This is a genomic window from Frankia sp. CpI1-P (assembly GCF_001421075.1).
Taxonomy (GTDB): Bacteria; Actinomycetota; Actinomycetes; order Frankiales; family Frankiaceae; genus Frankia; species Frankia torreyi.
In genome coordinates, this window is record NZ_LJJX01000063.1 from 1 (window position 1) to 21,168 (window position 21,168).

A 21,168-nucleotide genomic window follows, 5' to 3' on the forward strand; every position below is an offset into this window, starting at 1 on the left:
ACGCCCGCACCAAACTCCGCCACCTATACCCCAAACATTAGTGGCGACGGTCTACTAGACCTCCTCGGCACCTGGGCCGCGCAGGCAGTCGTGACCTTGAGGCTTGATCGCTGACCGTCGAGGCGTGCGGGTGGATGTGGATGTGGACGGCGTCGGCACCACCGCAGCGCTCCGTCGGACCACCGAGATCCCTGTACGCTGCCCCGCATGGGATCTGGGCGGGTACGGGTTCGATTCGCGCCGTCTCCCACCGGCATCTTCCATGTGGGTGGGGCGCGCTCGGCGCTGTTCAACTGGCTGGTGGCGCTGCGCACGGGCGGCGACTTCGTGCTGCGCATCGAGGACACCGACGCCTCGCGCAACCGGCCCGAGTGGNCCGACGGCATCATCAGCGCGCTGGACTGGCTCGGGATCAGCCCCGGCCGGTACGAGGGCCCGGTGCTGCAGTCCTCTCGGGCAGACCGGCATCGGGCTGCGGCGGTCCGCCTGCGGGAAGCGGGGCTGGCGTACTTCTGCGACTGCACCCGCGAGGCGCTGGCGGAGCGCACGGGCAACGCCCAGCACGGCTACGACGGCTTCTGCCGCGACCGCGGGCTGGAGCCCGGTCCCGGCCGCGCGCTGCGCTTCCGCACCCCCGACGAGGGGGCGACGACGGTACGCGACCTGATCCGCGGGACCCCGGAGTTCCCGAACGACACCATCGAGGACTTCGTGATCGCGCGGGCCGACGGCTCGGCGGTGTTCCTGCTCGCCAACGTCGTCGACGACCTGGAGATGGGGATCACCCACGTCATCCGGGGCGAGGAGCACCTGTCGAACACGCCCAAGCAGCAGCTCCTGTGGACCGCGCTCGGCGCCGCCGAGCCGCCGGTGTGGGCGCACGTGCCGGTCATCGTCAACGAGAAGCGGCAGAAGCTGTCCAAGCGGCGGGACAAGGTGGCGCTGGAGTCCTACCGGGACGAGGGCTACCTGGCCGGTGCGATGAAGAACTACCTGATGCTGCTCGGCTGGNCGCCGCCCGGCGAGGACGAGATCGTGCCGTGGGAGACGATCGAGTCGACGTTCGACCTGGCCGACGTGAAGCCCTCCCCGGCGTTCTTCGACGAGAAGAAGCTGCGGTCGTTCAACGGCGAATATATCCGCGCGCTCAGCGTCGAGGAGTTCATCTCCGCGGTGGGCCCATGGCTCGCGCCGCCGGCGGCTCCGTGGGCGGCCGACGCATTCGACGCGGACGTGTTCGCCGCCGTCGCCGGGCTCGCGCAGTCCCGGCTGTCGGTGCTGTCGGAGATCGTGCCGATGGTCGATTTCCTGTTCCTGCCCGAGGCGCCGGTGGATGACGCGGCCTGGGCGAAGGCGATGAAGGGGCCGGCGACGGACCTGCTCACCGACGTCCACGACCTGTTCGGCAAGGTCGAATGGGACGCCGAGACCCTGAAGACGACGCTGACCGAGATCGGCGAGCGCCACGGACTGAAGCTCGCCAAGGCGCAGGCGCCGGTGCGGGTGGCCGTCACCGGGCGGACCGTGGGGCTGCCGCTGTTCGAGTCGCTGGAGGTGTTCGGCCGGGAGGCCACCCGCCGCCGGATCGCCGCGGCCCGGGATCGGCTCGCCGCCGGCTGAGAGGTCGCCCCGAACCGAACCCGGCGCCCACCCACCCTGGGTCTAGCCGGAGCGGCCACAACTGATGAGCCCGGGCCGCGGCTGGGACGGGCCGCGACCCGGGCTAGGGAGACCCACCGGAGGTCGGGGTTACCTCCGCCGGGTGCAGCTCGAATCCACCAGGTCGACCTCCGGCGCTCGTGAGCACCAGGTTCGACGGTGACCAGCACATCTCCCGGGGCCTAAAGGATTCTTAAGATCAGCAAAAGACAAGCTGTGATCTCAGAATCACGCTCCGTCGATCAGTAGTTGACATCCCGTGATGTCCTGACAGGGGTGCCTGGGCGCGCTCAGGGCTCGTCGTGGCCGCGAGTGGAGGCACCGCGCGGGCTTCGCTGGCGCGGACTGAGCGCCGCCCATTCCGCCGCCCAGGCGGCGAGAGGCTCGATCACGCCCTGCAGGCGGCGGCCGTGGGTAGTCAGCCGATATTCGCCGACCTCGTCCACCTCGACCAGGCCGGCCTCCCGCAGCTCCCGCAGCCGCTGGACGAGCTGCGCCTCGGGGGCGTCCAGCCGGGCCGCCAGTGTGCGGAACGGCAACGAGCCACCCCGCAGGTGCCAGTAGAGGCCGAGGGCGAAACGCCGGCCCAGCAGGTCCACCAGGGCGGCGAGGGCGGGCGGCGCCCCACCGGGAACCTCCGCCGGCGTCGAGTCACCCGATCGCCCCTGCCCCGCCGTCCGCCCCCGCGCCGACCTGGCCTGCTTCATCGACATGCCGTGCTCCGATCCGTCACGCCCCCACGCTCGCCCGGCGGGGTGCCGGATATAACCAGAATCACCCCCTGGGGCGGCAGTCGGAGGTGGGGTCGGCGGTCACCAGGGCGGCGGCGACGACCGAACCACCCAACGGGGGCCCATCCGACGAGAACCGGCGCGACACCGCCTGCCGAGCCGCTCCCGGGACTGTGCGACGGCGGCNCACCCGGCTCTCAATGGGCGCCGACGGAGCTGACCCCGTTCGAGCTGTGCGCCGCAACCGGACGGAACGGGCGGGTTCCGGACGACTCGACCTCCCCGGCGAACAGGCCGCGGACGCGCTGGAAGACCGTCCCTGCCTGCGCGGACACGACACCGGCGGCGCTCTGCACCTCCGGTCGTTCCCGAACCTCTCGAAGCTGTCGCATGATCACGTCGTAGTGCTCGCGTCCGCCTCGGGACCCCAGGACGTACCCGAGGCCGAGTGCGATGACGACGCTGGGCCTGATGCGCATGTTGCCTCCCGGGAGACCGATGGACGTGCTGGCGGATGGCCGCCGGCCGGTCGGCGTTGTGCCGTCAAGTTGATTACTACCCCACGTCCAAGACCGCTCGAACCTCAGGTAGGCTGACGACGTCAGGTGCGCAGAGCACCCGGTCCCGCGTAGCTCAATTGGCAGAGCAGCCGGCTGTTAACCGGCAGGTTATAGGTTCGAGTCCTATCGCGGGAGCAGAACCTGCTGCACCCAGGCATCTCCCCTTCTCGGGATGCCTCCGCCGCTGGCGGCCTTCCACCGCACGACGCCTCTCGCCGTACGACGCCGTCGGGCAGCCCATCGCCGCCGGAACGTCCGCACTTCCCCCGTGGCTGGCCTANCTCGCCGGAGAGGGTGGCAACGGTAGAAGATGGTGTGCCATGTCCGGGCTTGGTGGCGGAACGGTCGGATGGGACTTCTTCATCTCCTACACCGCTGAGGATCAAGCGTGGGCGGAGTGGGTGGCCTGGNAGCTCGAGGCTGTCCGCTACCGGGTGTTGATCCAGTCGTGGGACTTCGTACCCGGCTCGGACTGGCGCTTCAAGATGGAACAGGGCATCACCCACGCCACCCGGACCATCGCCGTCCTTTCCGACTCCTACCTCTCCTCCGTCTACGGCGGCGAGGAGTGGCGCGCCGCGCGAGCCGCTGACCCGGAAGGGCTCGCGCGCAAGCTGCTTCCTGTCCGTGTCGAGGACTGCGACCGTCCTGGGGTCCTGCGCACGGTGGTCTCCGTCGACCTGTTCGACGTCGCCGCCGACGTGGCCCGCCTCCGTCTGCTTGACGGGGTCCGAGCAGCGTTGGCGGGGCGGGTGAAACCCGAGGCCGAGCCGTCGTTCCCCCGCCTCCCCCAGCGGACGCCACCACCGCGGGCATCACCGCCGCAGTCCCGGCCACGTCCCCTCGGGGTCCCCCTCACGGGCCACACCGACCGAGTGCGGTCGGTGGCGTTCTCGCCGGACGGGGGACTCCTTGCCAGCGCCGCCGGCGACCGCACCGTACGTCTGTGGGCGGTCGGTAACCCGCGGCGCGCTCGTCCTATCGGGGCCCCCCTTACCGGTCACACGGGTGGGGTCTGGTCCGTGGCGTTCGCGCCGGACGGGCTGATCCTCGCCACCACCAGTAATGATCAAACGGTTCGGCTCTGGGATGTCAGCGATCCGTCCAACGCCTGCCTGATCGGCAGGCCCCTCGCCGGCCACACCGGCTCCGTACGGTCGGTAGCGTTCGCGCCGGACGGGCTGACCCTCGCCACCACCAGCACCGACCGGACGGTGCGGCTGTGGGACATCGCCGACCCGTCCCGCGCCCAGNCATTCGGAGACCCGCTCACCGCGCATTCTGCCGCGGTGTGGTCGGTGGCGTTCTCGACCAATGGGTACACCCTGGCCACCGCCGGCGCCGATCGGACGCTACGGCTGTGGGACATCGCCGACCCCTACCTCGTCGAGCCGCTCGGTGGCCCACGCATCGGTCACACCGACTCGGTGCGGTCGGTGGCGTTCTCCCCCGACGGGCAGATCGTGGCCACCGCCAGCAGCGATCAGTCAGCGCGACTGTGGGACGTCACCGACCCGCGCCGCGCCCGTCCATTCGGCGTCGGTCTCACCGGCCACAACGGCCGAGTCGAATCGGCAGTCTTCTCTCCCGACGGGCGGACCCTCGCCACCGCCGGCGGCGATCAGACGGTACGGCTCTGGGACGTCACCGACCCGCACCGCGCCCGATCCCTCAGCCGCCCCCTCACNGGCCACAACGGCCGGGTCACGTCAGCAGGGTTCGCTCCGGACGGGGAGACGCTCGCCACCGCCGGCGGCTTCGAGGTATGGCTTTGGGACGTGTCAGCTCTCTGAACCCGCAGGTCCCTGTTCTACCCGGCCGCCGGCCGTCCGGACGGGCTTCACCAAACGTCATGGCAAGCTGCGCGGACTGCTCCGGATCCGGGTAGAACCNATAGCTATATGCCCGCTTCACCACCCGGCTTCCCGCAGCCATCAGAATAGCACACCTGTTCGACTGGCTGGTGCTGTTGTTGACGCGCCAACCCCGCCCTGACGTGCAGGACGGGGCCTGCGCGCCGCCTTTCATAGTCACGGGCAGGCGCGCGGTCTGATGGTGCACCCAAGGTCTCCTCGCCTGGTGCCCGGTCGGCGATGGGTGCGGCCGGCCGAGTCAGGCGGCGAGGTGGGGGCCGAGGAACGCCCAGATCCGCTGCCAGCCCGCCCGGGCCGCCGCGGGCCGGTAGGCGTCGCGGTCCGTCGCGAAGAACGCGTGACCGGCGGCGGGGAAGCTGTGGAACTCGAAGGTCCTGTCGTGCTCGGTGAGCGCCTGCGCGAGGGCCGCGACCTCGGCCGGCGAGGGCATCCGGTCGTCGTCACCGAACAGGCCGAGCAGCGGGCAGGACAGCTTGCCCGCCAGGTCGACGACCGGCCGGACCCCGCGCAGCACCGAGTCCTCCGGCGGCGTGGCGACGACGTAGGCGCCGTAGCAGTCGACGGCGGCGTCCAGATCGAGGCTGCACGCGGCGAGGAACGCCTGGCGCCCACCCGAACAGAAGCCGATCACCGCCACCTTCCCGTTGGACGACGGCGACGCCCGCAGGTAGCGCACGGCGCCCTCGACGTCGCCGACCAGCCGCTCGTCGGGCACGCCGCCGCGGGCCCGCGCCACGGCAGCGGCGTCCTCGGGGCTGGCGCCGGGGGCCTCCCGCCAGTACAGGTTCGGGCAGACGGCGAGGTAGCCGTGGGCGGCGAACCTGCGGGTGATCTCCTTCGTCGACTCGTCGTAGCCCGGCATGTGGTGGATCACCACGACGCCGCCCACGGGTAACCCGTCGAGCGGCTGGGCAAGGTACGCCTCGACGTCGTCGTCCCCCGCGCCCCGCAGCGACACCGTCTCCGCGCGCATGACATCGCTCATCGACGTGAGATCCCCTCTACTCGTTCGGCTCCCAGCTCGTTCGACTCCCGGCTCGTTCAGCCCTCGGCTCGTTCAGCCCTCGGCTCGTTCAGCCCGTCCGGCCGGCCCGTTTGCGGGCGAAGCGGGCCATCATCGCGGTGAACTCAGGCGCCAGGTCCGGAACGGGCTCGCCCAGCCAGCGGTAGAGCAGCAGACCCGCCGGGTTGCGGGTGTGCATGGTGGTGTCCGGGCGGGCCACGCCGCGGGCGATCGAGATGTCGGTCGAGCGGGCGCAGACGATGGCGAACCGCAACGCCGCCAGCAGCTTGTAGTAGGTCAGTTCCCGCGCGGGACGGCCGATCAGCCCCTCCCATCGGGCGACCTGGGCATCCTCGTCCGGCACCCCGGGCAGCGGCGGCGAACCCAGTCCGTGGCTGTAGAACTCGTCCATCATCAGCCACCAGCCGAGATCGACCTCGGCCGGGCCGACCGCGGGGGTCTCCCAGTCGAGGACGGCGGCGACGGTCCCGTCCGGCGCGAACATCATGTTGCCGACTCGGGCGTCGCCCCAGCTCAGCGTCCGGTCATCGTGGTCGGGGCGCTCCCGTTCGACGTGATCCATCGCCCGGCTGAGCACGTCGAGGTCACGCCCGCCGCGGACCCAGTCGAACCAGTGACGGGTCGCGGTGACGAGCTGCTGCAGCCCGGTCGGGCCAAGCGCGGGCGCCCACAGGAACGCCAGGTCGCCGCGGACGGGGATGCGCCCGATGTCGACGAGGGTCCGCAGGCCGTTGTCCCACAGGGCGGCGCGCTGCGCCGGGGTCTGGTCCAGCAGCCAGCCGGTGGCGTGGCAGCTCGGGATGTCCGAGAGCACCCTGCCCGGGACGTGGCTCATCACGAAGAACGGCGACCCGACCACCCCGGCGTCCGGCTCGAACGCGAGGACCCGCGGCACCGGCACCGGCGCGGCCGCCGCGACGGCCCGCAGGACACGCCCCTCGCCGATCGTGTCCGGATGCTGGAACAACTGACGCCCGGTCGGCTGGATGCGGACCACCAGGCGTTCGTCGCGTCGGCGGCCGTCATCGGCCCACCGCACAGTGACGATCACGGTCTCGTTGGATGTGCCCGCCTTCGGCCTGGACAGCCCGGCGACCTCCAGCGACGGCCACTTCAGCGCCTGACGCAGCCAACTACTCAGCGTCCGCGCGAGCACGGCGTCGTCGCTGGTAGCGGCGACGCTCATGGCTGCCCGGCCACGTGGCCACCGTCGCGGTCGTCGGCGTCGCGGTCGTCGGGGACGCGGTCGTCGGGGACGATCCGGACGGCAGCGAGCACCGCCGCCCCGTGGACGGCTTGTCGAGCGAGCATGGCTCCCCCCTTTCACCCGAGCCTCGGCGACCTCCGAACGTGCCGATGGCGGCGCCGAAACGATAACGAACCGACGATGTCGATCAGCTGTCGATGCCGCCCACCGCCGCCCGCTTTCCCGGTTTCCCGCTTTCCCGGTTTCCGGCTTGCGCGGTTTCCGGCTTGCGCGGATTCCGGCCAGATGGCGGCCAGATCATGCCGAGGTTTCGGTACGGTTTTTCGGCTGAAAACCGTACCGGACCCTCGGCATGATTCTGTGTGCGGCTGGTCGCGGAGAGGTGCCCGGGAGTTGGCTGCCGGTGGGGGCGTCGGACGCCGAGCCGAAGAGGACCGCCGCCACCGATCAGCTCCGCCACGGCCACCGAGNAGGCGCAACCCATACGCTCAGCGCGCGAAACGGGCCCTCAGGTCGCGCTTCACGACCTTTCCCATGGCATTGCGTGGCAGCTCGGGCACGAGCTCGAGCTGCTCGGGAAGCTTGCGGATGTTCAGCCCCTGCGCGCGCAGGTGGGCGCAGAGGGCCGCCAGGTCCGGCGGGGCCACCGACTCCGCTGGCACCACCACGGCGCACACCCGCTCGCCGGAGGAGGCATCGGGCAGCCCGACGATGGACACCTCGCCCACCGCCGGATGGTCGATCAGCAGCTCCTCCAGCTCCCGGGCGGAGATGTTCTCGCCCTTGCGGATGATGACGTCCTTGATCCGTCCGGTGATGCGCAGGTAGCCGTCCTCGTCGAGGGTGCCGAGGTCGCCGGTGCGCAGGAACCCCTTCGCGTCGAAGGCGTCCCGGTCCGCGGTGGCGTCGACGTAGCCGACCATGAGCTGAGGGCCGCGCACCCGGATCTCGCCGACCTCGCCGGCGACCGCGGGCGTGGCGTCGTCGAGCATGACGACGATCTCGACGTCGAGCCCGGCGCATCCCTCCGTGCTCGCGTGCTGGGAGTCGGTGTCGTCGTGGCGGCCCCAGGTGACGAACGGGCACTCGGTCAGGCCGTACCCGGAGATCACCCCGACGCCACCGAGGAGCTCCTTGACCTCGAAGTGCAGCGCCACCGGCCGGCCCGCACCACCGCACAGTGCCGCCCGGGCCAGCGGGAACAGGGGCACGTCCGGCTGGCGGCGCTGGCGCGCCAGGTAGGTCTGCAGCATCTGCGTGCCCGACCCGACGAGCGTCATGCCCGCCGCCGCGAGGGCAGCCGGCGTCGTCTCGGGGTCGAACCCGCTGCTCACGATGACCCCACAACCGGCCTGCAGGCCGGTGAGCAGGTGCGCGATCCCGCCGATGTGGGAGATCGGCAGCAGGATCGGCAGCCGGTCGGTGGGCACGACGGCGAGATGCTCGCAGAACGTCGACGAGGCGGCCAGCAACCCGCGGTCGGTGTGCCGGGCGCCCTTCGGGTCCGAGGTCGTGCCCGACGTATAGAAGATCCACCGGACGGGCCCGCCGCCGGACGGCCCCGCTCCGGGCCCGTCGGCGGGCTCCGCGGCTGCCGGCGGTTCGGCCTTCCCCGGCGGTTCGAGCTCCCCCGGCGGTTCGAGCTCCCCCGGTGATGCGAGCTCCCCCGGCGGTTCGAGCTCCCCCGGTGATGCGAGCTTCCCCGGCGGTTCGGCCTTCCCCGGCGGTTCGAGCTCCCCCGGTGATGCGGAGTCGACGACGTGCACGGCGAGACCGGGCAGGGTCGCGGCCACCGCCCGCGCCATCGCCGCATGGTCGACGCCGCGGACGCTGCTCGGGACGAGCAGCAGCTCGCTGCCGGTCTGCCGGCAGATGAAGGTGATCTCACGCTCGCGCAGCATCATGATCAGTGGGTTCTGGACGGCGCCGAGCCGGGACAGCGCCAGGCAGACCGCGACCGTCTCGATCGTGTTGGGCAACTGCCAGGACACGACCGATCCGGGCCGGACGCCGAGCTCGCGCAGCCCCGCGGCGGCCTCCTCGGCCCGGTCGCGCAGCTCGCGGAACGTCAGGCACCGCCGGTGCTCGTCGACGACGGCCAGATCGTCGGGCGAGGCCGCGGCGCGCGCCTCGACCAGCTCCCAGGTGCTGTCAGCGGTGAGGAGAGCCATTCGATCCCTCCGTCTCGCGGGGCAGGAATGGACCCGGATATCACGTCGGAACTCTCGCACGAGAAGAAGTTCGACGCGCGACCGCGGGCCGAACCGACAGCAAAGAGAAATCATTGAATATCCGCTCGGGCGGACCCTAGAATTCGGCGGCGGAATTGGGGACGACCGAGGAGTCGGTGTGCGCGAGCATCGGGAGCTGTTCATCGGAGGGCGGCTGGTCCCCGCGGCGACGGACGAGACGCTGGACGTGGTGTCGCCGGCCACCGAGGAGACCATCGGCGTGGTTGCGGCGGCCGGTGTCGGCGACGTCGACCGGGCCGTGGCCGCCGCCCGGCGCGCGCTGGACGACGGCCCGTGGGCGAGCGCGACCCCGGCGCAGCGGGCGGCGGCGCTGGTGCGGCTGACCGACGCGCTGCGCGCCCGGGCCGACGAACTCGCCGCGGTGCTCACAGCGGAGGTCGGCTCGCCCCGGTCCTGGTCGGATCCCTACCAGGTGGGCACCGCCCTGGCCGCGTTCGACGCCTTCGCCGCGCTGGCCGGGGCCTACCCGTGGGCGGACGAGCGCCCGGCGGCGCACGGCTCGGTGCTGGTCCGGCGGCTGCCCGTCGGCGTCGTCGGGGCCGTCGTCCCGTGGAACGCACCGCTGTTCATCACCGCGCTCAAGCTCGCGCCGGCCCTGGTCGCCGGATGCACGGTGGTGGTGAAGCCGGCGCCGGCGGCGACCCTGTGGTCCTACCTGTTCGCCGACGCGGTCGTCGAGGCGGGCCTGCCGCCCGGGGTGGTCAACATCGTGCCCGCCGCGGCCGCGGCGAGCGAGTATCTGGTCGGCCATCCCGGCATCGACAAGATCACCTTTACCGGTTCGACGGCGGTGGGCCGGCGCATCGGCGAGATCTGCGGCCGTGACCTGCGCCGGTGCACCCTGGAGCTGGGCGGCAAGTCGGCCGCGATCCTGCTGGACGACCTGGCGCTGACCCGCCGGACGGTCACCACGCTCACCTTCGGCGCGATGGCGAACTCCGGCCAGGTCTGCATGGCCCAGACCCGCATCCTCGCCCCCCGCTCGCGCTACTCCGAGGTGGTCGACGTGCTGGCCGAGCGGGTGGCGGCGCTGCGCGTCGGCGACCCGACCGAGCCGAAGACCCAGATCGGCCCGGTCATCTCGGCGCCGGCGCGGGCCCGGATCGAGGCGCACATCGCCCGCGCTCGGGCCGACGGCGCCCGCGTCGCCGCCGGCGGAGGTCGGCCGGCCGGACTCGATCGGGGGTGGTTCGTCGAGCCGACGCTGCTGGCCGGGGTCGGCAACGACGCCCCGGTCGCCCGGGAGGAGATCTTCGGCCCGGTGGCGGTGGTGATCGGCTACGACGGCGTCGACGAGGCCGTCGCCATCGCCAACGACTCCGACTACGGCCTGGCCGGGTCGGTGTGGAGCGAGGACCCCGAGCGGGCGGGTCGCGTTGCCGCGCGGCTGCGCACCGGTTCGGTCGCCGTCAACTCGCCGGCGCCGCTGGATGTGGGCAGCCCGTTCGGCGGGGTGGGCGCGTCCGGCATCGGGCGGGAGGGCGGACCCGAGGGCATCAGCGCCTTCGTGGNGCTCCAGTCCATCGTCCGCCCCGGCGGCTGAGCCTCCGCGCCGACGCGCGGCCCGCGATCGAGACCGCACCCGACAGAACGCACCCGACAGAACGCGACCGAGAGAACGCACTCGACAGAACGCGACCGAGAGAAGGTGCCGTGGAGACCCTCGCCGCTGTGCTGTGGGACCGGAGTTCCCCCTGGTCGGTCGAGCCGATCCAGCTCGATCCGCCCGGCCCGGACGAGGTGCTCGTCGAACTGCACGCCTCCGGCCTGTGTCATTCGGAGGAGCACATCGTCACCGGCGACATGCCGTTCCGGTTGCCGTGCGTCGGCGGGCACGAGGGCGCCGGCGTCGTGCTCGAGGTCGGTTCCCGGGTCCGCTCGCTGGTCCCCGGCGACCACGTGGTCTTCGGCTTCGTGCCGTCCTGCGGGCGGTGCCGGCAGTGCGCGACCGGCCACCAGAACCTGTGCGAGCTCGGCGCCAGGATGTACACCGGCCGCCAGATCGCCGACGGCACCGCGCGCCACCACGCCCGCGGCCAGGACCTGGCGATCGCCTGCATGATCGGCACGTTCGCCCATCACACCGTGGCCCACGAGTCGAGCTGTATCCGCATCCCGGCGCACGTCCCGCTCGACCGGGCGTGCCTGCTGGGCTGCGGATTCGTCACCGGCTGGGGGTCGGCGGTGTACGCCGCCGACGTACGGCCGGGCGATACGGTCGCGGTGGCCGGGGTGGGGGGCATCGGCGCCGCGGCGATCCAGGGTGCCCGGCTGGCCGGCGCCCGCGTCATCGTCGCCGTCGAGACGGTGGCCGAGAAGCAGGACCTCATCCTCCGCCTCGGCGCGACCCACGTCGCCGCCTCGTGGGAGCAGGCCGCCGCCGTCGTGCGGGAGGCGACCTGGAACCGCGGGGTCGACCGGTTCATCTGCACGATGAGCCGCGGCGACGGCGAGCTGCTGGGTCAGGCGCTGGCGATGACCGCCAGCCGCGGCCGGGTCGTGGTGACCAACGTCCATCCGGCGGCGCAGCGGACGGTATCGCTGAACATGATGGATCTGACGCTGTCCGAGAAGCACATCGTCGGCACGATCTACGGCTCCGGCAACGCGCGCGCGGACATCCCGAAGCTGGTCGAGCTGTGGCAGCGCGGCCAGGTCGACCTCGACGCGGTGGTCAGCCACAGCTACCCGCTCGCCGGTGTCAACGACGGCTACGAGGACATGCGCAGCGGTCGTTTCCTGCGCACCGTGCTGCGCTACCCGGCCGCCGACGCGCTCGACGCGCGGCGGGCGGCCGACGCGCGGCGGGCGGCCGAGGCACGGCAGGCGGGCGAGGCGCGGCAGGCGGGCGAGGCGCGGCAGGCGGGCGAGGCGCGGATGGCAGCCGAAGCGCGTCCGGCTTCGGAACCGGTGCGGACAGCCGGGCAGCCGGCGTGACCACGACCGGGGAGATGCCGGGAACGCAGGGGCTGCCCGGCGACGTCCTGGACGACCTGACGTGGTGGACCCGGCCGGCGGCCGAACGCGATGCGACGTTCGCCTGGCTGCGCGCCCACGAGCCGCGGCCGTACGTCCCAGAGCTCGACCTGACCGGGGCCGCGCGCGGCGGTGGCTTCTGGGCGTTGACCCGCCTGGACGACGTGCGCGAGGTCAGCCGGCGGCCGGCGGACTTCTGCTCCGGCCGAGGGAGCCTGATCTTCGACCAGCCGCCGAGCCTGCGGGAGTTCCGCGGCTCGATCATCGACATGGACAACCCGGAGCACGCCCGTCAGCGGCGCATCGTCTCCCGGGGCTTCACGCCGAAGGCGGTGGCCGCGCTGGTCGACGACATCACCCGCACCAGCCGCGAGGTGATCTCCGCGGTGGCGGGACGGGGCGAGTGCGACTTCGTCACCGAGGTGGCGGCGCTGCTGCCGCTGCGGATCGTGAACAACATGCTGGGCATCCCGCGCAGCGAGGAGCGGTTCCTGTTCGAGCAGACGAACATCCTGATGGGCGCAAGCGATCCGGAGTACGTCCCGGACCAGACCCCCCGGTCGGTCGCGCGGGCCGTGCGCGGCGCCGGCGAGGCGATGAGCGGCCTGCTGGAGGAGCTGGCCCGCGACCGGATCCGTGACCCGCAGGACGACCTGGTCAGCTCGCTCGTCGCCGCCCAAGAAGAGGAGAACCTCACGCCGACGGAGCTGGCGACCTTCTTCAACCTGCTCGTCGGGGCGGGCAACGAGACCACCCGCAACGCGCTGGCCCACGGGCTGTCGGCCATCACCCGGTTCCCGCAGCAGCGGGAGCTGTGGCGCTCGGACCTCGACCGGTACACCCCGGGCGCCGTGGAGGAGCTGCTGCGGTGGGCCTCCCCGGTGCTGTACATGCGTCGCACGGTCGCCCGCGACGGGGTGAGGCTCGGTGAGCAGCGTTTCGACGAGGGTGACAAGGTCGTGCTGTGGTACCGCTCGGCCAACCAGGACGAGGCGTACTTCGACGACGCGACGTCGTTCCAGGTGACCCGCGATCCCAACCCGCACGTCACCTTCGGCGCGCCGGGCCCGCACCACTGCCTGGGAGCCAACCTCGCCCGGGTCGAGCTGGCGATCGCGTTCCGAACCCTGTTCGAGCTGCTGCCCGATATCGAGGCNACGGCCGAGCCGGACCTGCTGCGCTCGAACTTCCTGCACGGGGTGAAGCACCTGCCCGCCCGGTTCACCCCCACCACCACAAGCGCCTGATCGGAGACCGACCGTCATGGGCTCCGAAATGATCGGACTTTTCGACGAGATCGCCTACGGCAAGCTGGACGGGGTCGCCGAGATCCGCCTGAACCGGCCGGAGTCGCGCAACCCCATCTCGGCTCGGCCCGGCGGCACCCGGGATCAGATCCTCGCCGCTCTCGCCGACGCCGAGGCGGATCCGACCGTCGGCGCCGTGCTCGTCACCGGCGCCGGCGCGGCGTTCTCCGCGGGCGGCGACCTCGCCGGCAATCCGATCCGCGAGCACGCCGCCGACGAGGCCCGCTTCCGCGAAACCGCCGATGACTTCCACCGCCGGGTGCGCCGCTGCCCGTTGCCGGTGGTCGCCGCCGTACGGGGCTACTGCCTGGGCGCCGCCGTCGTCCTCGCGGCGAGCTGCGACCTGGTCGTCGCCGGCGACGACGCCCGCTTCGGCCTGCCCGAGGGACGTCTTGGGCTGCCCGGCGCGGCCGGGCTGGTGCCGCTGATCGGACGGCAGTGGGCGAAGTTCCTGATCCTCACCGGCGAGCTGATCGACGCCGGCCTGGCCCAGCGGATCGGACTGGTCACGGCGGTCGTGCCGGCCGCCGAACTCGACCCGCGCGCCCGTGACCTCGCCGCCCGGCTGTCCCGGATGCCCCGGGAGGCCACCACGCTGAACAAGCGAGCGGTCGACGCCGCCGCCGACGCCTCCGGCGACGAGGCCGCCCGCGTCGCAGCCTCGGGGTACGACATCATCACGCTGGCGATGAGCGGACGGGCGCAGGCCCCCGACGGCCGCCCCTTCGCCGAGATCCGCCGCGAGGAGGGCGTGCGCGGCCTGAAGGCGGCCCGCGAGGCCCAGTTCACCACGCCCTGGCTGCATCGAAGCTACGAGCCGCGCGCGGGGGCCTGAGGCAGCAGGAACTTGCGGATCTTGCCGACGGAGGTCCGCGGAAGCTCGTCGACGAGGACGAACTCGCGGGGACGCTTGACCGGGCTCAGCCGACGCCGGCACCATTCGGCCAGCTCCGCGGCTCCGGGGGCGGCGCCGCGGGGGTCGGCGACGACGTAGGCGACTGGGACCTCGTCGCGCACCGGGTCGGGCCGGCCGACGACGGCCGCCTCGAGCACGCCGGGGTGCTCGGCGAGGACCGCCTCGACCTCGACCACCGACACGTTCTCGCCGGCCACCTTCAGCGTCTCGTTGTCACGCCCGGCGAAGTGGTAGATGCCGTCGGTGTCCCGGTAGGCCCGGTCGCCGGTGCGGAACCAGCCGTCGACGAAGGCGCGCCGGGTCGTGTCGGGGTCGTCGAGGTAGCCGCCGAACAGCCGGACGCCCCGCTCGCCGCCGACGAGCAGCTCGCCGACCTCCCCCGGCGCCCGCTCGCCGCCGTCGGGCCGGGGGCTCAGCCGCACGGCGCAGCCCGGCGTGGGGCGGCCCATCGCGTCGGGGCGGGCCTCGTCGGGTCGGCTGCTCAGGACCGCCGCGGTCGTCTCCGTCATCCCGTAGAGCTGGCGGGGGCGGCAGCCGAGCAGGGTCGAGAGCCGCGCGTACTGGTCGGCGGTCACGTTCTGGGCGAACCACACGTGCCGCAGCGCCAGGTCGTCGCGCCGCCCGGCCCCCCGGGCCAGGATCATCCGCATCGGGGCCGCGAACAGGCTTGCGTGCGTCGCCCGGTGTCGGGCGGCCTGCGCGAGGAACCGCGATGCCGAGAAGGAGCTGAGCAGCGCGACGCTCGCCCCGACGGAGATGGCGGCGGCGAACGAGTAGTACTGGGCGTTCGCGTGGAACAGCGGCAGCGCGACGAGCTGGCGGTCCGCGGGCGCCAATCCGGCCGCCGCCGCCATCGTCGCGCCCGCGAAGGCGTAGTTGGCCTGGGTGATCACGACGCCCTTGGGTGCGCTGGTCGTGCCGGAGGTAAACAGGATCGCGGCAGTCGTTTCGGGGCTCGGCGCTTCGGGACCTGGTGCTTCGGGGCCTGGTGCTTCGGGGCCCGGCAGGTCGGGGCTCGGCGAATCGGGACCGCCAGCCGACGCGGCCTCCCCGATGCCGGCAGCGGCACCGGTCAGGGTCGCGAGCTCGACGTCATCCTCGTCGACGGCGAACACGGCGAGGTCCGAACCGCCGCCGGCCGCGTCGGCACCTGCTCCGGCCGCCTCGGTGTACACCGCCCGACGCCGCGGCGAGCAGATCCCGACCACGGCCCTCGTCCGGGCGAGCTGCGCGGCGATCTCCGGGGCGGTGGCGGCCGGGTCGGCGGGCACGATGTGCGCGCCGAGGCCGACGGCGGCCAGCCACACCGCGACGAAGGCCGGCGAGTTGGCCAGCGCGAGGTGGACGGCGCCGCCGCCGCGCAGACCCGCCGCGCGCAGCCGGGCCGCGACCCGTCCGGTCAGCCGGTCGAACTCGGCGTAGGTCCACGTCGTCACCACCCCGGCTGAGGACTCCCAGATCAGGAACGGGCTCCCGCCCTGGCCGGCGACGGCGCGCCGCCAGGCCGCGCTGAACGTGCGGGCGGGCTCACCAGGTCGCGATGGCATCGCACGCCGTGCGCAGCAGGTCGGGCCGGCCCTCGAAGTAGTGCGTCGCCCCGTCGATGAGCAGGTAGTCCTTCTTCGCCCGCCCGATCGCGTCGTGGAGCTGTTCGAGTACCACCGGCGGCGAGCCGGTGTCCGCCGAGCCGCCGACGACCAGCGTCGGGGTGGACAGCTCCGGCAGCCATCTCAGGGCGTCGCCGTTGGTGTCGTCGATCGACCACTGGTTGATCCACGACCGCAGCGTCGTGTAACGGTTGAGCCCGGCCGGCAGGTAGTCGGCGATCTCGGGACGGCCCCACAGGGTGCTGCCGATCGTCCGGTCGCTGGCGTCGATGGCCGGGTCGAGGAAGCGCAGGTCGGCACTGGTGCCGTGGACGACGAACGCCAGGTCGTCCAGCCCCGCCGGCCAGTGTCCCGCGGCGGTGACCAGGCGTAGCTGCGCCCGCGCCCACGCCGTGATCCGCCGGTTGCGGGCGAGCTGGGCGGCGCGGTAGCGGGCGATGAACTCGGCCGGGAACGGCGGGGTGTTGCGCGGGTCGAAGGCGTCGAGGTCCGGGTCCCGGCCGAACGGCGCGGACTCGTCGATGATCGCCGGGTCGAGCCACTCCATCGACACCCGGGCGCGGGAGGGATGGGCCATGAACAGCACGATCGAGTCGGCCGGCGGCAGGTCGGCGCGGGTGAGGTCCGGCCCGACGCCGCCCGGCGGGGCCACGACCGTCGGCCGCTCGGCCTGCGCCTGGTAGTAGGGGACGATCGAGCCCCCGCCCGAGTTGCCGACGAGCACGATCCGCTCGTAGCCCCGCCCGCGCAGCGTCCCGATCGCGGCGCCGATGTCGAGCAGGCAGTTCTCGACGTTGAGGTTCGCGTCGTTGCCCACGTACCGGGTGGCGAGCCCGACCGCGGCGACGCCGAGCTCGGCGAGCGTCCCCAGCGCGTAGTGACCCAGAAAGTTGGCCGTCGGATGCACGATCAGCACGGCCGTGCGGGGCCTGGGGCCCGCCGGGCGCACCTCGGAAGCCCAGATCGCCCCGGACAGGCGGGCGACTCCCGAGAACACGTCCACCCGTCCGGACGGCGGAATCGGTATCTCCACCAGTTCCCGCTCGACCCCGTTCGGTAATGGCACGATGACCTCCCTGCGACTTCGGTTCCCGGCGGCGACTTCGGTTCCCGGCGGCGACTTCGGTTCCCGGCGGCGACGTCAGCTTCCAGCGATGACGTCAGCTTCCAGCGGCGACAGCAGCTCCAGCGACGGCAGCGGTTTCCTCGACGAGCACGAGCGCGTCGACGACCGCGCAGCCCGACGGCGAGTAGATCAGGGGGTTGACGTCGATCGAGCCGATCCAGTCCGCGCCGGCCACCCCCAGCTCGGCGACGGCCAGTACCACCCTCGCCAGCGCCGCCCGGTCCCAGCCGCCCGCCGCGCGCAGCCCCCGGAACACGGTCGCCCCGCCGAGCTCGTCCAGCATCGACTCGACGCCCGGGCCGTCCACCGGCAGCAGCCGGCCGACGACCGCGCGGGTCAGCTCGACGAGGATGCCGCCGAGGCCGGCCACGACGACCGGGCCGAGGTCGGTGCGGGCCTGGAAGCCGACGAAGGCCTCGCCGGCGCCGGCGAGCTGGCCCTGCACGGCGACGGTGCGCCGCACCCCGTGGGCCGCGGCGATCTCCTGCAGCTCGGCGGCGACCGCGGCCACCTCCCCGGGCGCGACCCCGAGGCGGACGGCGCCCAGCTCGGTGCGGTGCGCGACGTCGGCCAGCTTGACGACCACCTGGGCGCCGTCGCCGAGCGCACCGGCCCGGGGCGGCCAGTCGGCGGGATCGTCGAGGACCACCCACGGCGCGACGGTCAGGCCGCGCTCGGCCAACAGCGTCATCGTCGCCGCGAACGACAGCATCGGCCCGGCGTCGCCTCGCACCACGTCGCCCGGCCGCGGCGGCGGAATCGGGCGCGGCGGGGCCGCACGGCGCGCGCGGGGCTGCGGCGACAGGTGCCGGGTGATCGCGGCGAGGCCGCGCACCGCGCCGCCGAGCCCGCGGGCGAAGGCCAGGCCCGGCCCACCGGCCGTCGAGGTCCACGACCCCAGCCGCGACTGCTGCACGGTGGTCAGCACGACCGGCTTGCCCGCGCGCCTCGCCGCCTCGCGGGCCGGTCCCAGCAGCACCTCCGCCCGCTCGCGGTCCTCCTCGTCGAGCCACCAGGTGACGACGACGGCATCGAGCGCCTCGGCGTCGAGATAGGTCCGCAGCACGGCGTCGAGCGACTCGCGCCGGGCCATGACGAAGCCGGTCAGATCGAGCGGGTTCACCACCTCGGCGCCGGGGATGATCGCCCGCACCTCGTCGGCGATCTCGGTCAGCTCCGGCGTCTCGACGTCCCNGCCGGCCAGCACGTCCGAGGCCAGCGCGGCGACGCCGCCCGAGGAGGCGATCACGGCGATCCGCTCGACCGGACGCAGCCGGTGCGCGGGGAGCTGGGCCAGGATCGCCGCCCGGTCCATCAGGTCGTCGACGTCGCGGGCGTCGACGACCCCGGCGGCGCGGAAGGCGAGGTCGTAGACCCAGCTCTCGCCGGTCAGCGCCCCGGTGTGCGAGCGCACGATGGCGCGCGCCCGCTCGCTGCGGCCGAGTTTGAGNACGACGACGGGCTTGCCGGCCGCCCGGGCGCGGTCGACCGCAGCGAAGAACGACGCCGGGTCGCGCAGCTTCTCGATGACGACGGTGATGACGCGGGTAAGCGGATCGGCGACGAGGAAGTCGAGGTAGTCGGCCAGCACCGTCACCGCCTCGTTGCCGGCCGAGATCGCCAGGCGCAGGCCGAGGTTGCGCTCGCGGGCCGCCGCCATCACCGCGCGCATCAGGTACCCGCTGGAGGACACCAGGGAGACCCCGCCGGCCGGCACCGCCACCGCCGTCCCGGTGAACAGCGACACTCCGCTGGTGACGTTCACCAGGCCGGTGCAGTTCGGCCCGCACACCGGCAGGGCGGCGCCGGCCGCGGCCCGCGCCAGGCGGTCCTGGCGCTCGCGGCCCTCGTCGCCGGCCTCACCGAACCCGCTGGCCACGACGACCACCCCGCCGCACCCGAGCCGCGCCGCCTCCTCGACGACGCCCACCGACCCCGCCGCGCCGACCAGGCTGAGCACGGCGTCGACCGGCCCGCCGACCGCCCGCAGGCTGGCGACCGTGGCCCGCCCGTAGGCGCTGCCAGGTCGGGGGCTGACCAGGTGCAGCTCGACGGGCGCGGCGAGCAGGTGGCCCACGGCGACATTGGACATGGGGCGCCGCTCGCTCACGCCGACGACGGCCACGGACGCCGGGTTCAACAACCTGCCCAGCGAACCCGCCCCGGTCTCCGATCCCGCCACGTCCTCCCCCTTTCGCCCGGTCCTCCTGCGCGCAGGCCCTGCCCGCGGCAGCACGGTATGCGCGGAACCCTTTCGGTTCGATGCCAGCGCCCCCGAGTCCGCCGCCGCCGGGCCGGCGGCGGCCTAACATCGGCTGTCGCGGCGAACGGAGGAGGAATGACCCCCAGCACGGCCACCGCGATCCCGCTGGTGCTCATGCGCGGCGGTACGAGCAAGGGCGTGTTCGTCTCCGACGACGCGCTGCCCGGCGCCGGGCCCGAGCGGGACCGAGCGATCCTGGCCCTGCTGGGCTCGCCCGACCCGATGCAGCTCGACGGGCTCGGCGGGACGCATTCGAGCACCAGCAAGGTGGTGCTGGTCCGGCCGAGCGAGCACCCGGGCTGCGACATCGACTACCTGTTCGTCCAGGTCGGCATCGACCGTCCGATCGTCGACTACGCCGGCAACTGCGGGAACCTCACCGCGGCCGCCGCGGTGTACGCCCTGGAGGAGGGCCTGCTCGCCGGCGACGCCCGACCCGGCCTGGTGCGGATGTTCAACCGCAACGTGGGGCAGCGCATCGACGCCCTCGTGCCGGCCCCGCCGACCCGCCGCGACTGGCAGAAGGGTGACTGGCGGGAGGGTGACTGGCGGGAGGAGGCACGGCTCGCGGGGATGCCCACCACGGGGCTGGCGGTGCTGACCGAGTACCTCGACCCGTCCGGTCCGGTCACCGGGGCGCTGTTGCCGACCGGCCGACCGCGCGACGTGCTCACGCCGAGCGTCGGCAACCCGATCGAGGTGTCGCTCGTCGACCTGGCGGCGCCGATCGTGTTCGTCCGGGCGGCGGACCTCGGGCTGCGCGGCGACGAGGCGCCGGTCGCGCTCAACGCCACGCCGGGCTTACTTGCGCGGCTGGAGTCCATCCGCGCCGCCGGCGCCGTCCGCATCGGGCTCGCGGCCGACGAGGCCGCGGCCGCGGTCGGCTCCCCGGTCCTGCCCCGGCTCACCATCGTCTCCCCGTCGCCGCAGGCGGGACCCACCGCGCCCGCGGAAGCCGTCCCCGGCCACGGGGCGAGTGCCGGGGACCGGCACGGTGCGGCCGATCTCGTGGTCCGGGCGATGTCCCTGGGACGCGCCCACCACGCCTGCCCGATCACCACCGCGCTGTGCACGGCCGCCGCCGCCCGCACCGCNGGCACCCTGCCGTTCGCCGCCGCCCGCAGCGGCGATCCGGGTTCGGTCCGCATCACCCATCCCAGGGGCGCGTTGACCGTGACCGTCCGCACCTCGCCTGGGAAGATCGTGTCGGTGNGCGTGCTGCGCACCGCCCGGCGGCTGCTGGCGGGAACCGCCTACCTGCCGGGCTGAGCCGCCTCGGTACACCGATGCCGTCGTCGGTCGCACCGGACGGCGTCAGCGCAGGTTCGAGAACGGCAGCGGGCGCAGGATGCTGCTGTGGGTCCTCGCCACGAGCAGCCCGTGTTCGGCGGTGCTGCGCCGGCGCACCTCGGCCCACTCGGGATCCCGGTGGAACTCGGCCCACGCTCGCTGGCGTTCGTCGAGGCCGTCCCAGGCGAGCAGGTAGGTGAGGTCGGGGCCGTCACCGATCACGGTCTCGAAGTAGCCGACCTGACGAAACCCGTGCCGGTCGAACAGCGGCACGGTGTGGTCGGCGAACCGGTCGTGGAGGGCGTCGCGGTTGTGGCCGAACAGCTCGTAGCGGCGCAGTTCGTACAGCATCCGGCGGCTCTCAGCCAAGGGTGGT

At 73.2% G+C, this 21,168-nt stretch carries 17 protein-coding genes, 1 tRNA gene and 10 pseudogenes; 15 read left to right on the forward strand and 13 right to left on the reverse strand.

The features are described from left to right. Positions 1-207 precede the first annotated feature (207 nt). The 3 genes and pseudogenes from FF86_RS58685 to FF86_RS58695 form a co-directional block, all read left to right on the forward strand. Positions 208-375, forward strand: a 168-nt coding sequence (locus tag FF86_RS58685) for a glutamate--tRNA ligase family protein (protein WP_242419700.1), incomplete at its 3' end; no start/stop codon positions are given. A 1-nt stretch (position 376) separates the two neighbouring features. After that, positions 377-1,011 (forward strand): annotated as a pseudogene (locus FF86_RS58690) (glutamate--tRNA ligase); the annotation flags it as partial. Between the two features lies 1 nt (position 1,012). Continuing rightward, positions 1,013-1,620 (forward strand): annotated as a pseudogene (locus tag FF86_RS58695) (glutamate--tRNA ligase); the annotation flags it as partial. 329 nt (positions 1,621-1,949) lie between these two features. On the opposite strand, the gene FF86_RS26955 reads toward FF86_RS58695, so the two are convergent. Together FF86_RS26955 and FF86_RS26960 are read right to left on the reverse strand one after the other, a co-directional pair. After that, on the reverse strand, positions 1,950-2,372 hold the full coding sequence (locus FF86_RS26955; RefSeq protein WP_044887947.1) for a helix-turn-helix domain-containing protein: 423 nt from the start codon (positions 2,370-2,372) through the stop codon (positions 1,950-1,952). 215 nt (positions 2,373-2,587) lie between these two features. Further along, complete coding sequence (locus FF86_RS26960; RefSeq protein ID WP_044887946.1) at positions 2,588-2,869, reverse strand: hypothetical protein; 282 nt, start codon at positions 2,867-2,869, stop codon at positions 2,588-2,590. Between the two features lie 143 nt (positions 2,870-3,012). Between FF86_RS26960 and FF86_RS26965 the strand changes: the two genes are divergently transcribed. The 5 genes and pseudogenes from FF86_RS26965 to FF86_RS68600 form a co-directional block, all read left to right on the forward strand. Further along, positions 3,013-3,085: transfer RNA gene (locus FF86_RS26965), tRNA-Asn, on the forward strand. 185 nt (positions 3,086-3,270) lie between these two features. Next, the coding region (locus FF86_RS68585; RefSeq protein WP_396230114.1) for a hypothetical protein at positions 3,271-3,360 on the forward strand (90 nt) is incomplete at its 3' end. A gap of 1 nt (position 3,361) precedes the next feature. After that, positions 3,362-4,203: pseudogene (locus FF86_RS68590) on the forward strand (toll/interleukin-1 receptor domain-containing protein); the annotation flags it as partial. Between the two features lies 1 nt (position 4,204). Beyond that, positions 4,205-4,637, forward strand: a pseudogene (locus FF86_RS68595) (WD40 repeat domain-containing protein); the annotation flags it as partial. Between the two features lies 1 nt (position 4,638). Further along, positions 4,639-4,743: pseudogene (locus tag FF86_RS68600) on the forward strand (hypothetical protein); the annotation flags it as partial. A gap of 52 nt (positions 4,744-4,795) precedes the next feature. On the opposite strand, the pseudogene FF86_RS68605 reads toward FF86_RS68600, so the two are convergent. From FF86_RS68605 to FF86_RS26985, 5 genes and pseudogenes are all read right to left on the reverse strand, one after another. Then, a pseudogene (locus FF86_RS68605) lies at positions 4,796-4,842 on the reverse strand (hypothetical protein); the annotation flags it as partial. A gap of 220 nt (positions 4,843-5,062) precedes the next feature. Further along, complete coding sequence (locus tag FF86_RS26975) at positions 5,063-5,809, reverse strand: dienelactone hydrolase family protein (RefSeq protein WP_044887944.1); 747 nt, start codon at positions 5,807-5,809, stop codon at positions 5,063-5,065. An 88-nt stretch (positions 5,810-5,897) separates the two neighbouring features. After that, positions 5,898-7,034 (reverse strand): phosphotransferase family protein, encoded by a 1,137-nt coding sequence (locus tag FF86_RS26980; RefSeq protein WP_052681458.1) that lies wholly within the window; start codon positions 7,032-7,034, stop codon positions 5,898-5,900. Next, on the reverse strand, positions 7,031-7,159 hold the full coding sequence (locus FF86_RS63215; RefSeq protein WP_255355940.1) for a hypothetical protein: 129 nt from the start codon (positions 7,157-7,159) through the stop codon (positions 7,031-7,033). Before FF86_RS63215 ends, FF86_RS26980 begins: the two co-directional genes overlap by 4 nt. A gap of 384 nt (positions 7,160-7,543) precedes the next feature. Further along, on the reverse strand, positions 7,544-9,226 hold the full coding sequence (locus tag FF86_RS26985) for a class I adenylate-forming enzyme family protein (RefSeq protein ID WP_044887943.1): 1,683 nt from the start codon (positions 9,224-9,226) through the stop codon (positions 7,544-7,546). A 178-nt stretch (positions 9,227-9,404) separates the two neighbouring features. On the opposite strand from FF86_RS26985, the gene FF86_RS26990 reads away from it, so the two are divergent. The 4 genes from FF86_RS26990 to FF86_RS27005 form a co-directional block, all read left to right on the forward strand. Continuing rightward, the coding region (locus FF86_RS26990) for an aldehyde dehydrogenase (RefSeq protein WP_242419698.1) at positions 9,405-10,818 on the forward strand (1,414 nt) is incomplete at its 3' end. Between the two features lie 142 nt (positions 10,819-10,960). After that, positions 10,961-12,244: an NDMA-dependent alcohol dehydrogenase gene (locus tag FF86_RS26995; RefSeq protein WP_044887941.1), complete on the forward strand. Its 1,284-nt coding sequence runs from the start codon at positions 10,961-10,963 to the stop codon at positions 12,242-12,244. Between the two features lie 14 nt (positions 12,245-12,258). Next, a partial coding sequence (locus FF86_RS27000) for a cytochrome P450 (protein ID WP_242419701.1) occupies positions 12,259-13,439 on the forward strand: 1,181 nt, incomplete at its 3' end. Between the two features lie 107 nt (positions 13,440-13,546). Beyond that, positions 13,547-14,425, forward strand: a complete 879-nt coding sequence (locus tag FF86_RS27005; protein WP_044887940.1) for an enoyl-CoA hydratase/isomerase family protein — start codon at positions 13,547-13,549, stop codon at positions 14,423-14,425. On the opposite strand, the gene FF86_RS27010 is transcribed toward FF86_RS27005, so the two are convergent. The 5 genes and pseudogenes from FF86_RS27010 to FF86_RS58710 all read right to left on the reverse strand — a co-directional run. After that, positions 14,401-16,053, reverse strand: a complete 1,653-nt coding sequence (locus FF86_RS27010) for a class I adenylate-forming enzyme family protein (RefSeq protein WP_044887939.1) — start codon at positions 16,051-16,053, stop codon at positions 14,401-14,403. The two genes, FF86_RS27005 and FF86_RS27010, sit on opposite strands and share 25 nt — an antisense overlap. Beyond that, entirely contained in the window at positions 16,034-17,179 is a 1,146-nt protein-coding gene (locus FF86_RS27015; RefSeq protein WP_044887938.1) for an alpha/beta hydrolase, read from the reverse strand. Before FF86_RS27015 ends, FF86_RS27010 begins: the two co-directional genes overlap by 20 nt. 94 nt (positions 17,180-17,273) lie before the next feature. Continuing rightward, on the reverse strand, positions 17,274-18,332 hold the full coding sequence (locus FF86_RS64420) for an acetate--CoA ligase family protein (protein WP_313954389.1): 1,059 nt from the start codon (positions 18,330-18,332) through the stop codon (positions 17,274-17,276). A gap of 102 nt (positions 18,333-18,434) precedes the next feature. After that, positions 18,435-18,689: pseudogene (locus FF86_RS58705) on the reverse strand (CoA-binding protein); the annotation flags it as partial. 1 nt (position 18,690) lies between these two features. Further along, positions 18,691-19,475, reverse strand: a pseudogene (locus FF86_RS58710) (CoA-binding protein); the annotation flags it as partial. A 102-nt stretch (positions 19,476-19,577) separates the two neighbouring features. Between FF86_RS58710 and FF86_RS27025 the strand changes: the two are divergent. From FF86_RS27025 to FF86_RS63220, 3 genes and pseudogenes are all read left to right on the forward strand, one after another. Continuing rightward, the coding region (locus FF86_RS27025; RefSeq protein ID WP_255355941.1) for a PrpF domain-containing protein at positions 19,578-20,596 on the forward strand (1,019 nt) is incomplete at its 3' end. Between the two features lies 1 nt (position 20,597). Beyond that, positions 20,598-20,714: pseudogene (locus FF86_RS58715) on the forward strand (hypothetical protein); the annotation flags it as partial. 1 nt (position 20,715) lies between these two features. Next, a pseudogene (locus FF86_RS63220) lies at positions 20,716-20,771 on the forward strand (hypothetical protein); the annotation flags it as partial. A gap of 45 nt (positions 20,772-20,816) precedes the next feature. On the opposite strand, the gene FF86_RS27030 reads toward FF86_RS63220, so the two are convergent. Next, on the reverse strand, positions 20,817-21,161 hold the full coding sequence (locus tag FF86_RS27030) for an NIPSNAP family protein (RefSeq protein WP_242419699.1): 345 nt from the start codon (positions 21,159-21,161) through the stop codon (positions 20,817-20,819). Between the last annotated feature and the right edge of the window lie 7 nt (positions 21,162-21,168).